The organism is Chryseobacterium sp. GW823-FHT05E08, assembly GCF_058795655.1.
Genome location: NZ_JBXAHY010000003.1, coordinates 532,920 through 548,398 on the forward strand (window position 1 = coordinate 532,920; position 15,479 = coordinate 548,398).

The following is a 15,479-nucleotide window of genomic DNA, read 5'->3' on the forward strand; positions in this document are numbered from 1 at the left end:
TTTCCTATTTTGCATCATCCGGCATTTCCGTCTCAGATTCAGCAATTTCCTTTTTTGTAAATCTTGGCTGAAGAATTTTTGCAATTAAACCAGTCCATCCCGTTTGGTGAGAAGCTCCTACTCCACGGCCATTGTCTCCGTGAAAATATTCATAAAATAAAATATAATCTTTAAAATCAGGGTCAGTTTGAAATCTTGGATATTGTCCGTTAAAAGGTCGGTTTCCATTTTCATCTTTTAAAAATAGCTTAGATAATCTTTTACTTAAAGCATCCGCAATTTGATCTAAATTTGAATAATTCCCACTTCCTGTAGGATATTCAACCATAAAATCCGGGCTGTAATAAAAGAAAAACCGCTGCAGACTTTCAATAATTAAAAAATTAATCGGAAACCAGATCGGTCCACGCCAATTGCTGTTTCCTCCAAAAAGTCCGCTATCACTTTCTGCCGGAGTATATTTTACGGAATAATCTGTTCCGTTTAAATTGAGTTGATAAGGATTTTTTTCATATTCTTTAGACAAAGCACGAACGCCGTAATCACTTAAAAACTGATTCGGATCGAGCATTCTGCTTAACAATCTCTTCAAACGATGTCCTCGTAAAAGTGACAGTAAATGTTTGGAATCCTGACCTTTCACTTCCCAACGGGAAACCAAAGAAGCCAACTCAGGTTTATTTTCAAGCACCCAATTCATTCTTTTCTTAAAATTGGGAAGTTTTTCTATCATTTCGTCATCAATAACCTCAACAGCGAACATTGGAATCAAACCAACTATTGTTCTCAATTTCAAATACATATGAGTTCCGTCATTAGCTGCAAGCGCATCGTAGAAAAACTCATCCTGCTCATCCCAAAGACTGAAACATTCGTCTCCCATATTGTCGAGGGAATTGGCAATTGAAAGGAAATGTTCAAAGAATTTCATCGCCATTTCTTCGTATACTTTGTTGTAAAGTGCCAATTCAAGGGCAATTCTCATCATATTTAGCGCAAACATTGCCATCCAGCTTGTTCCGTCCGATTGTTCCAGTTCTTCACCGTTTGGAAGTGGCATATTTCTGTCAAAAACTCCGATATTATCGAGTCCTAAAAATCCACCTTCAAAAATATTATTCCCGTTGTTGTCTTTTTTGTTGACCCACCACGTAAAATTCATCAACAGTTTTTGAAAAGCACTTTCCAGAAACTCCAGATCGGGTTTTTCATTTAAATATTCATCAATTTTAAACACCCTAAAAACCGCCCAGGCATGAACCGGAGGATTCACATCACTGAAATTCCATTCATACGCCGGAAGTTGACCATTTGGATGCATGTACCATTCAAAAAGAAATAATTTTAACTGATGTTTGGCAAAACCGGGATCAATTAAAGAAAAACTGATCGTATGAAAAGCCAGATCCCAAGTCGCATACCACGGATATTCCCATTTATCGGGCATTGAAATGATATGTTCGTTGTTGAGATGCTTCCATTCATAATTTCTGATTTTTTCGCGGGATTTTGATGGATTGACCTCTGAAGGATCGCCTTTTAACCATTTTTCAACGTTGTAGTGGTAAAACATTTTGTTCCACAACATTCCCGCGAAAGCCTGTCGTTGAACTAGCTTTTCATCATCAGTTTTTATTCCTTCCTGAATTTCATTGTAAAATTCGTCTGCATCTTTTTGTCTTGAAGTAAAAATCTTATCAAAATCTTCAAAAGGCTGTTTTAAATCTTTATCTGAAAGTCTGAATTCAAATACTTTGGTTTCTTTAGCTTTAAAATTTTCGTCAATAAAAAATGAAGCTTTCGTTCCGATATCTTTTGGATTAACGGCTTGAGAATTTCCATTAATCACAAAATCATTGATTCCGTCTTTGCTGTATTTTGATTCCCTAGGACATTGATAAAGCTTTTCATTATTAGTTTCATTGTCACAAAATAATGTTTTTAAAGACTGTTTTGCGTATACATTTTTTGTTTCTAAATCTTTGTGATCAATTTTTATTGAAGTAGATTCTTCCGAACTTAATTGAGGTTTATAATCATCATATCCCCAATTCCATGTATTTCTGAACCAAATTGTTGGAAGAATAATTAAAGGTGATTCTTTTTCAGATTTATTGATAATCGTAAGCTTTACCAAAATATCATTCTGGCTTTCCTTTGCATATTCAATAAAAATATCGAAGTATTCATTTTGGTCAAAAATTCCGGTGTCGATTAATTCGTATTCTGTTTCTTCTTTACTTCTTGTTGCATTTGTCTGCACCAAATCTTCGTATGGAAAGGCATTTTGAGGATATTTGTACAGCATTTTCATGTAAGAATGCGTTGGCGTTGCATCCAGATAATAAAAATATTCTTTGACATCTTCACCGTGATTCCCCTGCCCGTTTGATAAGCCAAAGAAACGTTCTTTCACCATCTTATCTTTTTTATTCCAAAATCCTACGGAAAAAACGAGCTTTTGCAGATCATCACAGATTCCGCAAATGCCTTCTTCACCCCATCTGTAGGTTTTTGCTTCTGCTGAATCATGGTTGGTATAATTCCATGCATCACCGTTTTCGCTGTAATCCTCGCGTACCAATCCCCATTCGCGGTTGCTGACATATGATCCCCATTTTTTCCATGTAATGTCGGATAATCTTTCTTTTTCCTTCATAATTGATAAATGATTAATGATAATTGATTAAAGGGTGAATGGTTAATTTTGCTTTGCAAGTCAATTGTCAATTTTAAACTTTGTGTGATGAAATGAATGGTCAATTTATTTTTGATATGAATTGTGAATTTAATGTACGAATAAAAAATTGACAAACGAAGTGAATTCACTTTTCACAATTGACATTCAAATACCTACTATCTCTACTTCGACTGCAATGCGCCCCGGATTGAACGGCCTGTCTGAGCTCTTTTTGTAAGCCCCGGAAAATGCAAGAGCACAAAAAAGCGAGTAGTGAAAGCCGGAAATGTGCGCCAAAAATTTATCCTCCCGTAGAAAAACTTTCAAAAGTCGTCATTCCGCCATCTACGAAAATACTTGTTCCTGTGATGTAATCTGCGAGATCACTCGCTATAAATGCAGCCAGATTTCCGATGTCCTGAGGTTGCCCGATTCTGTTGTAGGGAATTAAATTAAGAAGAGAATTCAACGCTTCCGGAGTTCCCCAAGCGTCTTTATTGATCGGCGTTTGAATCGCACCAGGACAAATGGAATTCACACGAATTTTATCTGCTCCATATTCCTGGGCCAACGTCTGCATCAACATTCTGATCGCCCCTTTACTCGAAGCGTAATTCGCGTGCCCCGCCCAAGGAATAATCTCATGAACCGAACTGATATGAATGATTTTTCCGCAGGCAATAGATCGTATAGGATCAATTCCGCGGCGAAGAAATTCTTTGATGGCTTCTCTTGCGCAAAGAAACTGACCTGTAAGATTGATTCCGATCACGGTATTCCATTGATCAAGCGTCATTTCTGTGAATTTGGCGTCTTTTTGTACCCCAGCGTTATTAACGAGAATATCAACCGTTCCGAATTGTGAAACTACATCCTGAAACATTTTCACCACCTGGTCTTCCTTGGAAACATCACACTGATAGGTAATTCCGTTTCCTCCTGCATCTGTAATTTCTTTTAAAACAGCTTTGGCTTCATCTGTAGACCTTTCCGAAGAATGATTCACAATAATTGTTGCGCCCGCTGATGCCAATGATTTGGCGACTCCTGTTCCTATTCCGCTTGAAGCTCCGGTAACGACTGCCACCTGATTACGAAGTGATATTTCCATGTTTTTTTATTTGATGTTACTCAAAGTTAGCAGAAAGTATCACGCCAAACGGGAAATTTTATAATTAAATTTTTCTTAAAGTTTAGAAATAATAGGTTTTGGCTAAAGCCTTTTGGAATTTATCTTTTTTGTGAACGGGCTAAAGCCCGCTCCTATTGATGGGTAAGGTTTTAAAGTTTTTTATACATCAGATATTGAGGACCGCTTCTGCCCATTCTGCTTTTGCCGTCGTACAAATAACCAACCTTGATGTAAAGTTCGTAAGCAGTCAAATTATTTTGGTTTACAGCTAATACTATTTCGTCACAGTTTTTGAAATTTTCTCTTACAAAATCATCAATTTGGATCATGGAAGCTTTTCCAATTCCTCTGCCTTGACATTTTGGATTGATTGATAAAGACCTCAACAACGTAGAATTTGGATTATCCGTAAGGTCAAGTTTATCTTTTCCGAAATCCAATGTGAAGAAACCTACCGCTTTTTCATCCTCAAAAATGGTTATGGGAAATTCTAAGTTGGTATTTCTTTCTTTTATTCTATTTATAGCAAACTCTGCTGTGGAGGTATATTTTAACTGAACTTCATCTAAAGTATAACTCACTTCCGATAAGTCTTCCCGCTTGAAAAAATTTAATTTAATCATATTAGATTTTAATGATGATAAATGTCTTCATACATTACGCCTGCCCGAATTTCCACAGGAAGTTTATTTTCTTCGGGAACTATCGGACAGTTGTAATCATAAGCATTGTAGGCACAAAATGGCTGGTAAGATTTATTAAAATCCAGAACGATTGTATTTCCTTTGGGAATCGTTAGATCCATATATTTTCCGCCGCCGTAGGTTTCTTTTTCATTTGTCAGATCTCGGAAAGGCAAGAAAAGATAATCTTTGTATTTTTTTTGTTTGATTAAATCTAAACTTTGATATAAGGTTAAAGTATACGGTTTCCCGTTCAGCTCAAAAGTTGCTTTTCCGTATTCTCTGTAAGATTTTGTTTTTCCGGATGATGTTGGAAGATCAAAAGGTTTGGGGCTTTTAGTCTTAACAAATTTTGCAGTGACCTTATATTTTGGACTAAAAGGAAAGAATGGATGTCCTTTAAAATTGGTAAAATTATCTCCACGCAAAGGTGTTTCTTTAGAATTAAGATATTCTGCATTCAGGTCTTCCTGAAATTTTTTGACCTCCATTACATCTTTTGAAACCATTTTTTGAGAGAAAACAAACAATGGAAACATCAACATTATCAATATGTATTTTTTCATAAACTCATTTAGTAATTAAAATTTAAAACTATGAAATTTTAATTTGATAAAGATTAAAAATATATTACAATCCGCTCATTTTCTTCTTTAAAAATAAAATTCATTAAACAAATTTAAATAAAGATTATTTTAAATAAAAACTCAAAATAAAACCAATATAAACATCAATAATGAAAATTTTAATACAAAATAAGAACAAATTAATTCTCTAGCATGTTTTTTGGATAGGGAGAGAAGAAAAAACATAGCAAACAAATGAACAGAAAAAAATTTATTCAATCTAGCCTTCTTGCCGTTGGCGGTTTTTATTTTTTAAACTCCAACCTTTTTAAGGCAGCGCAACCGAAATCTATCGAACAAAAAGAAATTGAAGCCCCAATCATTATTATTGGTTCCGGATATGGCGGTGCAGTTTCCGCACTAAGACTTTGTGAAGCCGGAAAAAAGGTGCTTATGTTGGAAATGGGACTTAACTGGGAGAAATCAGGAATTCCTTATTCTAATTTATTAAAACCCGGGAAAAGTGCGGCCTGGCTGAGAAAGAAAACCATTGCTCCGTTTATGAATCTCTTCAATTTAACACCTTTTACGGGAGCTTTGGACAAATTGGAATTTGAAAACATCAACATCTGGATGGGAAGAGGTGTCGGCGGAGGCTCACTCGTAAACGGCGGAATGGCAGTTACTCCAAAAGAGACTTATTTTAAAGAAGTTTTTCCTAATCTTGACGCTTCAAAATTTTATGATTTCTATTTTCCATTAGCCCGAAAAGAGCTTAAAGTTAATGTTATCGATGAGCAATTTTTAAACGATTGCCCTTACTATAAATTTACAAGAGTTGGTGAAGAAGAAGCTCATAAAGCGGGTTTCAAAACGATGAGAGTTCCGAATGTGTATGATTTTAAATACATGGAAAAGGAATATAAAAATGAGGTTCCGCGTTCTGCTCTGAATACTGAGGTTATTTATGGAAATAATTATGGTAAAAACAGTTTGGATAAAACGTATCTTAAAAAAGCTTTAGATACCGGAAATCTTGAAATTCTTGATCTTCATTATGTTGATAATATCAAGCTAAATGCAGATAAAACCTATACGCTGAATGCTCAAAACATCAATACTTCAGGAGATGTGGTTTCTGAAAAAGTTTTTCACTGTAAAAAACTGATTATAGCTGCCGGAACAATGGGAACGTTGAAACTTCTGCTCCGTTCTAATGCTATGAATGACTTCCCTATTGGTCAGAATATCGGAAAAAACTGGGGAAATAACGGGAACTTCATGACCGGAAGAAACTTTGTAAATCCTTTACACGGAGGAACAGGATCTCAACAATCTACAATTCCTGTTGGAGGTGTTGATAATTGGGATGATAAGGAACATCCGTTTTTCACGGAAATTGCTCCTCTTCCAATGGGAATGGATGTTGCAACCGGTTTATATTTATTGATCAACAGAGTTGACAAAAAAGGCCAGGTTTCTTATGATAAAGTCAATAAAAAATTAGTGTTAGACTGGAATAAAACCCACACTGAAAAAATGAAAGAAAATGCTGATTATTTCGTAAAAAAGATGAATCAAGCCAATGGAGGAACAAGAGCGCATCTCCTTTTTGACAATGGTTTCGGGGCAGATATTTGTTATCATCCGCTCGGAGGTTGTGTGTTGGGAGAAGCAACCAACCAATATGGAAAATTAAAGGAACATGATAATTTATATGTTTTGGATGGTTCTTTGATTCCCGGAACGATTGGTGTAAATCCTTTTGTAACGATTGTTGCAATTTCAGAATATTGTATTGAAAATCTTATCAAACAGAATGAATTTGCTTAAATTATTCTGATTTAAGATTATTAAAATATTTTTCAACTTCATTGGATTAATGGAGTTGATTTTTTTTTTTGCTAAATATTTTGATTTTTTTTAACGCAAAGATTGCAAAGTTTTTTTTGACTACTAAATATTTTTAAGTTCGCAAAGGCGTTTCACTCAGCGAAGTTCACTAAGAGTTTCAATTATATTAAATTGAGAATAATGCTAGATTAATATGCTTCTGAAATTTTCACACGGTAAACGTCCAAAGAATTTCTTTTAATAGATTCTACAAAAAATCCGCCTTCTTCGGGAATTACTTCCATCAGATCAAAGCTTTTGCAGTCTTTCGGAAGTCCTGAAAATATTAAGGTAAACCAAAAATCCTTCATAAAAGGAACGACCGTCCAGTTTGGAGATAAGGAGATGTTTTCTGCGTGGATCAATTTACTTTTATGGTCAGAATTATTGTCAAAAAGATAGGTTGAGTTCCAAATTCTGATCAAATTACCCAAAAACGGAGACGCAGGAAAACAGCAATGCACAATTACCTGCTTCTCTTCTTCTATTTTTGTCTGAAGAGATTCCAGTAATTCTTTAGCAATAACGGGTTTTACAAGCGTGTCTGACATTTTCTTTATGATGAATAATTAGTAATGGGCAATAAGTAATGACTAATCGCAAAATTAATCATTTATTACTCATTGCCCATTGCTTATTACCTATGTTTAATATTCTAATTCTAATTTCTCTTTAGAATAATTTCTTACTTTTTCGGTCAGTTCAGGGTTTCCGGCTAATTTTTGTCCGTAAGATGGAATCATTTCTAATAATTTGTCTTTCCATTTTCCGTGAAGTTTTTCGGAGAAACATTTTTCAAGAACATTCAACATTGCGTAAGCTGCTGTAGATGCTCCGGGAGATGCTCCTAATAATGAAGCGATTGTTCCGCTTTTATTTACAACGACCTCAGTTCCGAATTCTAGTTTTCCACCGTCTTTTTCATCTTTTTTGATGACCTGAACTCTTTGTCCGGCAACTTTCAATTCCCAATCTGCTTCGTTGGCATCTTTAACAAATTCTCTTAAATGCTGTATTCTTTGAGCCTTAGTCATCGCAACCTGCTGAACAAGATATTTCGTTAAAGGAATATTATGCCACCAAGCACCGAATAGAGATCTGATATTTTTAGTATTAACACTTTCAGGAAGATCAAGATAACTTCCTTCTTTCAGGAATTTGGTTGAAAAACCTGCAAATGGACCGAAAAGCAATGCTTTTTTACCATCAATAATTCTTAAATCCAAGTGTGGAACCGACATTGGCGGCGCGTCTACAGTAGCCTGAGTATACACCTTCGCCTGATGCTTTTCTACCAATTCAGGATTATGTGTTACCAACCATTCTCCTGAAACAGGAAAACCTCCGTAACCTTCGCTTTCTTTAATATCTGAACTATCCAACAACGGAAGCGCATAACCTCCAGCTCCAATAAACACAAAATCTGCAACAACTTCCTGTTTGTGATTGTGAATTCTGTCTTTCACCTTCATTTCCCATTGTCCGTTTTCTTTTGGATCGATGTCTTTTACTTCATGATATAAGAAAACCTCAACATTAGAATCTTCCAACAAATGCCTTCCCATTTTTCTCGTTAAAGAACCAAAATTTACGTCTGTTCCAAGATCCATTTTGGTAGCAGCCATTATTTCGGACTCGTTTCTTTTGCTCATTACTAAAGGAATCCATTCTCTTAATTTGTCGTGATCTGTCGAAAACTGCATTCCGTGAAACAGAACAGATTCTGACATTTTATCGTGACGTTTTTTTAAATATTCAGCGTCTTTTTCACCGAATACCAAACTCATGTGCGGACAAGAATTAATAAAATCTTTTGGCTCCTGAATATATCCTTTGGTTAATAAATACGACCAAAACTGTTTTGAGATCTCAAACTGCTCTGCAATGCTTTCTGCTTTTGAAATATCTATTGTTCCGTCCGGTTTTTCAGGGGTATAATTAAGTTCACAAAAAGCGGAGTGACCAGTTCCTGCGTTATTCCATGCTGCGGTACTTTCTTTAGCAAACCTGCCCAACCTTTCGAAGATGGCGATCTCAAGATTGGGATCAAATTCGTGTAATAATGTAGCTAAAGTGGCACTCATAATTCCGCCACCTATTAGTACAACGTCGTATTTTGGTTTCGGCGTTCTGCTCGTAAGCGATTGTGACATAATTCTAAATTTTATATCAAATTTCGGGAAAAGTTTTAGAAGTTTAGGTGCATTTAACGATTTTAACACGTTAATTTTTAGATAAATTTAATGTTTTAATTATCCAAAAAATATGATGGAAATTATCTATTCTAACCGATTGGAATGATAAATTTAGTTCCTAAAAAATAGGTGAAATTTATTCAATTTTAAAATAAAAACTCCGATTTTGCTCGGTTTAAATCTAAACACATTTGTAATAGACATTTTAACCTTAGCAAAACCGAAGTTTCTGTATTTTGATTTAAATTTTTCTTAATTCAATTTTGTAGTCAGTTTTTTGAACTGTTTTTCTGCATTTTTACCTTCATATAAAATTCCGTAAATCGTATCTACAATCGGAAGTTTAAGGTTTTTCTGTTTTGCTGTTCTATAGATAGAATCTGCAGCGTAATATCCTTCCGCTATCATGTTCATGGACTGGATCGCAGATTTTACGGTATATCCTTTTCCGATAAGGTTTCCTAAGCTTCTGTTTCTTGAGAATAATGAATACGCTGTTACCAATAAATCGCCTAAATAAGCACTTTCGTTAACATCTCTTGGTGCTTCATAGATCGCTTCCAGGAAAGTTTCCATTTCACGGATCGCGTTGGATACGAAAACAGCCGTAAAGTTATCTCCATAGCCTAATCCACTTGCAATACCGGCTCCGATCGCGAAAATATTTTTCAGGATCGCGCTGTATTCATTACCCAAAACATCTTTGCTTGAATGTACTTTAATGAAATCTGAGTTGAAAATATTAAATAACTTCTCAGAAACCTCATCTTCTACTGTCGCAATGGTAAGGTAAGAAAGCCTCTCCATCGCTACCTCTTCTGCGTGACAAGGTCCTGCAATTACAGCCTGATTTCTGAAACCTATTTTAAATTCGTCTCTTAAATAATGTGCTACAACATCATTCACTTTAGGAATAATTCCTTTGATCGCTGAAACGAAAATTTTGTCTTTATAATCACAATTCATTTTATCCAAAGTATCAGATAAATAAATTGACGGTGTTGCCAAAACCACAATATCACACGCAGAAACCAACTCGTTGATATCTGTTGTTAATTTTAAATTTTTAAGATTAAAAGTTGCCGCTGTAAGATAGTTCGGGTTGTGGCCACGAAGTTCGATCGCGCCTTTCACAAACTCACTTCTTACGCACCAATGCACCACTTTGCAGTTTTCAACAAGCATTTTTACGATCGCCGTTGCAAAACTTCCACTTCCCACAACACCCACGGAAACTTCATTTTTATTCTTTTTAGGATTTGAAGATTCTGAAATTATTTTCTTTTTCGCCATAATTGAAATGTGAACTGCAAATATATTAAAACAAAGATTCAACAAAGCTTTTCCAACGACGATAAACGTTATTTTCTGAAAAAATTAACACTTCAGAGCATAATTAAAATCTTAATAATTAATTTTTACTAGAGTCTATTTCATTTTGATTGAGACTTTTTTAAAACTGTTCAAAAAGTTATCGTTAGTTGCTTATAATAAATCTTATTCACAATAGACACCATATGTAAATAAAAACAATCATAATCGATTATTTTCAAATTATCTTTGTTAAAATTAAATTTTAATAGAATTTTTTCAATCCTTAATTAAATTATGACGAAAAACTTACTCATTATCATATTCCTATATTCTACAGCAATATGGGCACAAAAAACTGATGATCCTTACGAAAAACTGTACATGACCACCTTAACAGAAATCGCGGCTAAAGATATGCCCCGAGCACTGAAAATTGCAGATTCTATGACTTTAGCTGCAACAACACCTCAACATGAAGGAAGAAGTATCATGCTGACCGCCAGTCTTTACATGCAGCAAAGTAAATACAACGAAAGTATCAAATTTGCGGAAAAAGCAAAAGATATTCTTGATACAACAGATAATTATGAACTTCAGGCAAAAATCTGCGGACTTTTGGCGACCGAATACAGAATTATCGGACTACTACATCAATCTAAAAAGTATGCAGACGAGGGACTAAAAACAGCCGATAAAATCAATGATATTCAGAAACAAGCACAGGTAAAGTCACTTTTTCTACAGGAATTGGCATATTATGAAATTAATAATAATAAAAATTATACGGCTGCCATTACTTATCTTACTCAATCTCTGAAGTATTGTTCAAAAATTCCGGAAGATCAAATCAACTTGGGAAGAACGCATCAAATGCTTGGAGAAGTATATTGTTTTTATTTAAAAAACTATGACCTTGCGGAAAAACATTATCAAATCGCTTTAAAAAATCTTCCCGAAGCTTATTATGTGACTGCACTTGTTCAAGAAGGTCTAGGAAAAATAAGATTTTCACAAAAACGACATGATGAAGCTGAAAAGTTTTATTTAAAAGCATTAAAATTTGCAGAAACAACTGATCATCCTGAAATGAAAAGAAGAATTTACAATGATATTTCAGAATATTATGAAAAAACAGATCAGTATAAAAAAGCTTCCATTTACAGGAAAAAGTTAGCTGAATTAAATTGGAAGGAAGCTGAAAATCACAGTCACACCGTTGACACCGACTATAATAAAATTGAAAACGAAAACCATCAATATGCAATTTGGGACAGTTCAAAAAATATAGCCATTGGCATTGCTTCTCTCCTGATTTTAAGCCTTATCGTAATTTTTATTATTAATAAAAAGAAGCAGAAAGCAGAATATCTTAAGTTTAAAACGATCATTGATCATTACAAGGAAAAAGAAGAATATGTTTTAGAAACAAAGATTGATACTTCAGCAATTGATGAAAGTGAAGAAGAAACTATCTTAGATGAAATTGACATTAAAAATAAACAGACAGATATTGCCATTAATAAAGAAACAGAAACAAAAATACTGGAATATCTTGATCAGTTTGAAAAAGACGAAATGTTTAATCAAAGCTACATTTCTCTTTCTTTCCTTGCTACGGAATTCAACACAAACAGCAAATACATTTCTTATGTGGTGAAAAAATACAAAAACACTGATTTTAAGAATTATGTCAATAAACTAAGGATCAATTACATCATTCACAAACTGAATACTTCAGAAAAACACAGAAAATATAAAATGGGAGCTTTGGCCGAGGAATGCGGTTTTTCGTCGCACAGTGCATTTGCAACTATTTTTAAATCTATTACAGGTATTTCACCTTCTACTTTTATTTCTTTTATTGAACAGGAAAAAGCAAAGAAAATTTAAATATAATTTCGATACAATTATTAATTTTTTACATGAGTCTGTACTTTACTAAAGTGCAGGCTTTTTTCATGCTTTTTCATCCTATTTTTTAATATAAATCCAAAATTTATTTTTGATTTTCATTAAATCGGGATTATTCCATTTGCTACTATTAAAATTTAAATTATTAAAAATCAAATATTTACAAACACAACCCTTTTGATTTTCCGAAAAACAGAAGGGTCTTTCTTTTTTGATGAACTAGTTTCAGATAAATTTGCAAAACAATGTTAAGCATAGTAACATTTAAACTAAAAACCATCTAAAAAAACTCCCCATCCTATTAAAATACTTTTCTATTTCAGTTAAAAACTAATGTAGAAATCAACCATAAAATTTCCCTTTTATCATACGCTGCAAATGATTCTATTACAATTAAAATTTCCCAATTAATTAAACACATAATTGAGTCCTACTATTCCAAATCTGGAATACAGCAAATCATTACACAAAAAATTTAGACTAAGATTCTAAAAATTACAAAAATGAAAAAACAAGTATTAACAACTTTCACTTTAATTACTGAATTAGTATGAAGAGTTACTCCTTCTATTCCTCAGAGTAATACCACAAATCAACCATTCAAAAAAGCAATGTGCTAACATTTATAATTTATTAAACCACTATTATGAAAAAAAAATTATCGCTGGCTGTCACACTATTTTTAGGTGTATACTCTTACGCGCAAGTTGGTATCAACACAACAACCCCCGCAGCAACATTCGATGTTACAGCTAAAGGGAATGCAACTACCGCAGAAGGTATCATTGCTCCGAGACTTACAGGACTGGAAATTAAAACCGCTACCAGCAGTTCACTTTACACCACAGCGCAAAGTGGTGCTATAGTTTATGCAACTTCGGCTCAACCAATAGCCCCAACTACACCTGCTTCTGCTAATATTAGCGCTCCTGGTTATTATTATTGGGACGGAACTTTGTGGCAGAAATTTGATATCAATTTATACCAACATGACGGCTCTTTAGCCACAAATCGTGTTGTATCAATGGCTGATAGAACTTTAAGCTTTAATCCTGGAACAACACAATTGGTAAACCAGTTTAGTGTAGATGGCGGTACATTTTCAGTTGATGCTTTAAACAACAGAATAGGTATTAATAATTCGGCTCCATTTAACGAATTAAGTTTGAGTAATAATACCTTCGGAGCCAATCAAACAGATGTTAACGGAAAGAAATTCGCAATCTATAACGGCGGAAATGCTGATTTTTATGGTCTTGGGATAAGCCCGGGCATACTTCAGTTTCATGCTGCCTCTACTGCTACCGAAGCACCGGGCATGGTGTTAAGTGGTTATGGTTATTTAGGAATAGGTCTTTTGGGAGCAGATCCTAGTCATAGACTTCATATTATTCCTGAGCTAGGTTTTGATCCGGTACGTGTACAAGGTCTGAATGAGGATCTTACCGCACCAAACGTATTGGCAGTTACCAGTACAGGTGTATTTAAAACAATTCCAAAAACAGGCTTAGGCGCTGCCAGTTTATGGACACTTACAGGAAGTAACTTATATCCTGCAACCCTTACCAATAATGTAGGTATTGGAACTACTACCCCATCTTCTTTATTACAAGTAAATGGTACGATTACAGCTAATAGAATTCAAGGACCTTCCGATTTTAGATTTAAAAAGAACATCGTCCCAATTGAAAATGCCTTGAAAAAAGTATTGTCATTAAGCGGATATACGTACGATTGGAAAGATGCATCTGAATTTCCTAATCAGTCACTCGGTAAAGGTCACGACATGGGAGTAATCGCACAGGAAGTTGAAAAAGTATTCCCGGAAGCAGTAACAACCAACAAGGAAGGTTACAAAGCTGTGAATTACCAAGCTCTAGTTCCAGCACTTATCGAAGCAATCAAAGCACAGCAGGAACAGATAAAGACATTACAGGCACAGGTAAACAAGCTTACCAAATAAGAATAAATTTTAAGGATTATTTGTAACAGTTGCTGAAATATTCACTGTGCATAACTGATCCATAATTAAAATATATAACAATGGAAAAATTAAAAAAAACCATACAGGAGCTACTCGCATTAATCCTGATGCTGATGATACTGCCGCTCAATGCGCAGAATAACACAGCAACAGTCAACGGTGCATGGAACAATTGCTCCACATGGAACAGCCCGCCTGCCATATATAACAATTCATCTTCCAATAAAATCATAAATGCCTCTGTAAATGTAACACTGAACAGCAATTGGTATGCACAAGGCGCAGATTTAGCAGCTTTGGGAGGAATTGATTTTCAAGGTACCAACTGGCTAGATTTTACAGGATCGGGTACTAATCAAACCTGCATTGGAACTCTTACGACTTTGTCTTGTAACGGTGGATCACAGTCTGACAACACAATTAGCGAAAGTCAAGCTATCCCTGCTGGAGTTACACGAACCATCCCCTACACAGGTGGAAATGGAGGAAGTTATCCGGCAGGAAGTTGGAGCGCGAACGGTATTACCGCAGATTTACCGGCAGGAAACTTTGCAACCGGGAATGGCAATCTTGTTTTTAATCTGAGTGGAACACCTACCGCAAACGGCACCATCAACATACCTATTACCGTAGCCGGGATTAGTTGTAATCTAACCGTAAGTGTTTTAGCACCTGTGCCTTTAACTATCACAAGTGTAGGTTTTAATATTGCACCCAATTATCCCGTTAGTTATGGCAATGTTACTTATTATCATAATTCATCATCTCCGGCAATATGGAACGGTTCTTATACTGGTTCTCCACAGGTTTTAGGCTCTTTCCAATATAATTATATAAATGGAATAAGAGTTGTTGCCACCAACGGAGCACCTATTTATTTCCCAGGAGCTACAGTATTTTATGCAGCTGCTAACTTAAGGATGGTAGTGTATGCAGGATGGATTTATCCCGGAGTAAATACACTTACATGGTCTCTCTATAGAGTAAGTACCACTGTTAACGTTAACTTCTTAGGAGGAATGACTATAAATGTTCTTGGAACAAACCTCAGTTTCGGTTATCAAACAATTAAATCGGGGCTTTAATTTAGTGAGTGTTTCAAGAATGAGATTATTCAAATC

General features: G+C 34.9%; 11 protein-coding genes. 4 read left to right on the top strand and 7 right to left on the bottom strand.

Features of this window, described 5'->3' with window-relative positions:
* Positions 1–4: 4 nt before the first annotated feature.
* The 4 genes from AC1Q7L_RS12840 to AC1Q7L_RS12855 form a co-directional block, all read right to left on the bottom strand.
* A complete protein-coding gene (locus AC1Q7L_RS12840) occupies positions 5–2,659 on the bottom strand; it encodes an MGH1-like glycoside hydrolase domain-containing protein (protein ID WP_492306272.1) in 2,655 nt (884 codons plus the stop codon).
* A gap of 322 nt (positions 2,660–2,981) precedes the next feature.
* Entirely contained in the window at positions 2,982–3,791 is an 810-nt protein-coding gene (locus AC1Q7L_RS12845; protein ID WP_492306273.1) for a glucose 1-dehydrogenase, read from the bottom strand.
* 170 nt (positions 3,792–3,961) lie between these two features.
* Positions 3,962–4,435 (bottom strand): GNAT family N-acetyltransferase, encoded by a 474-nt coding sequence (locus AC1Q7L_RS12850; protein ID WP_492306274.1) that lies wholly within the window; start codon positions 4,433–4,435, stop codon positions 3,962–3,964.
* Positions 4,436–4,443: 8 nt separating this feature from the next.
* On the bottom strand, positions 4,444–5,061 hold the full coding sequence (locus AC1Q7L_RS12855; protein WP_492306275.1) for a DUF1684 domain-containing protein: 618 nt from the start codon (positions 5,059–5,061) through the stop codon (positions 4,444–4,446).
* 255 nt (positions 5,062–5,316) lie between these two features.
* Here AC1Q7L_RS12855 and AC1Q7L_RS12860 point away from each other — a divergent pair, with 255 nt between their 5' ends.
* Positions 5,317–6,894: a GMC family oxidoreductase N-terminal domain-containing protein gene (locus AC1Q7L_RS12860; protein ID WP_492306276.1), complete on the top strand. Its 1,578-nt coding sequence runs from the start codon at positions 5,317–5,319 to the stop codon at positions 6,892–6,894.
* 209 nt (positions 6,895–7,103) lie between these two features.
* Here AC1Q7L_RS12860 and AC1Q7L_RS12865 read toward each other — a convergent pair whose 3' ends face one another.
* From AC1Q7L_RS12865 to AC1Q7L_RS12875, 3 genes are all read right to left on the bottom strand, one after another.
* Positions 7,104–7,505, bottom strand: coding sequence for a hypothetical protein (locus AC1Q7L_RS12865; protein WP_066751760.1), 402 nt, complete (start codon positions 7,503–7,505; stop codon positions 7,104–7,106).
* 96 nt (positions 7,506–7,601) lie between these two features.
* On the bottom strand, positions 7,602–9,107 hold the full coding sequence (gene mqo, locus AC1Q7L_RS12870; protein ID WP_492306277.1) for a malate dehydrogenase (quinone): 1,506 nt from the start codon (positions 9,105–9,107) through the stop codon (positions 7,602–7,604).
* Positions 9,108–9,401: 294 nt separating this feature from the next.
* A complete protein-coding gene (locus AC1Q7L_RS12875) occupies positions 9,402–10,442 on the bottom strand; it encodes an NAD(P)H-dependent glycerol-3-phosphate dehydrogenase (RefSeq protein WP_492306278.1) in 1,041 nt (346 codons plus the stop codon).
* Positions 10,443–10,757: 315 nt separating this feature from the next.
* On the opposite strand from AC1Q7L_RS12875, the gene AC1Q7L_RS12880 reads away from it, so the two are divergent.
* The 3 genes from AC1Q7L_RS12880 to AC1Q7L_RS12890 all read left to right on the top strand — a co-directional run bounded on the left by AC1Q7L_RS12880 (position 10,758) and on the right by AC1Q7L_RS12890 (position 15,443).
* Positions 10,758–12,353 (top strand): helix-turn-helix domain-containing protein, encoded by a 1,596-nt coding sequence (locus AC1Q7L_RS12880; RefSeq protein WP_492306279.1) that lies wholly within the window; start codon positions 10,758–10,760, stop codon positions 12,351–12,353.
* Positions 12,354–13,020: 667 nt separating this feature from the next.
* Entirely contained in the window at positions 13,021–14,337 is a 1,317-nt protein-coding gene (locus AC1Q7L_RS12885; RefSeq protein WP_492306280.1) for a tail fiber domain-containing protein, read from the top strand.
* A gap of 80 nt (positions 14,338–14,417) precedes the next feature.
* Positions 14,418–15,443: a hypothetical protein gene (locus AC1Q7L_RS12890; protein ID WP_492306281.1), complete on the top strand. Its 1,026-nt coding sequence runs from the start codon at positions 14,418–14,420 to the stop codon at positions 15,441–15,443.
* The last annotated feature ends 36 nt before the right edge of the window (positions 15,444–15,479 follow it).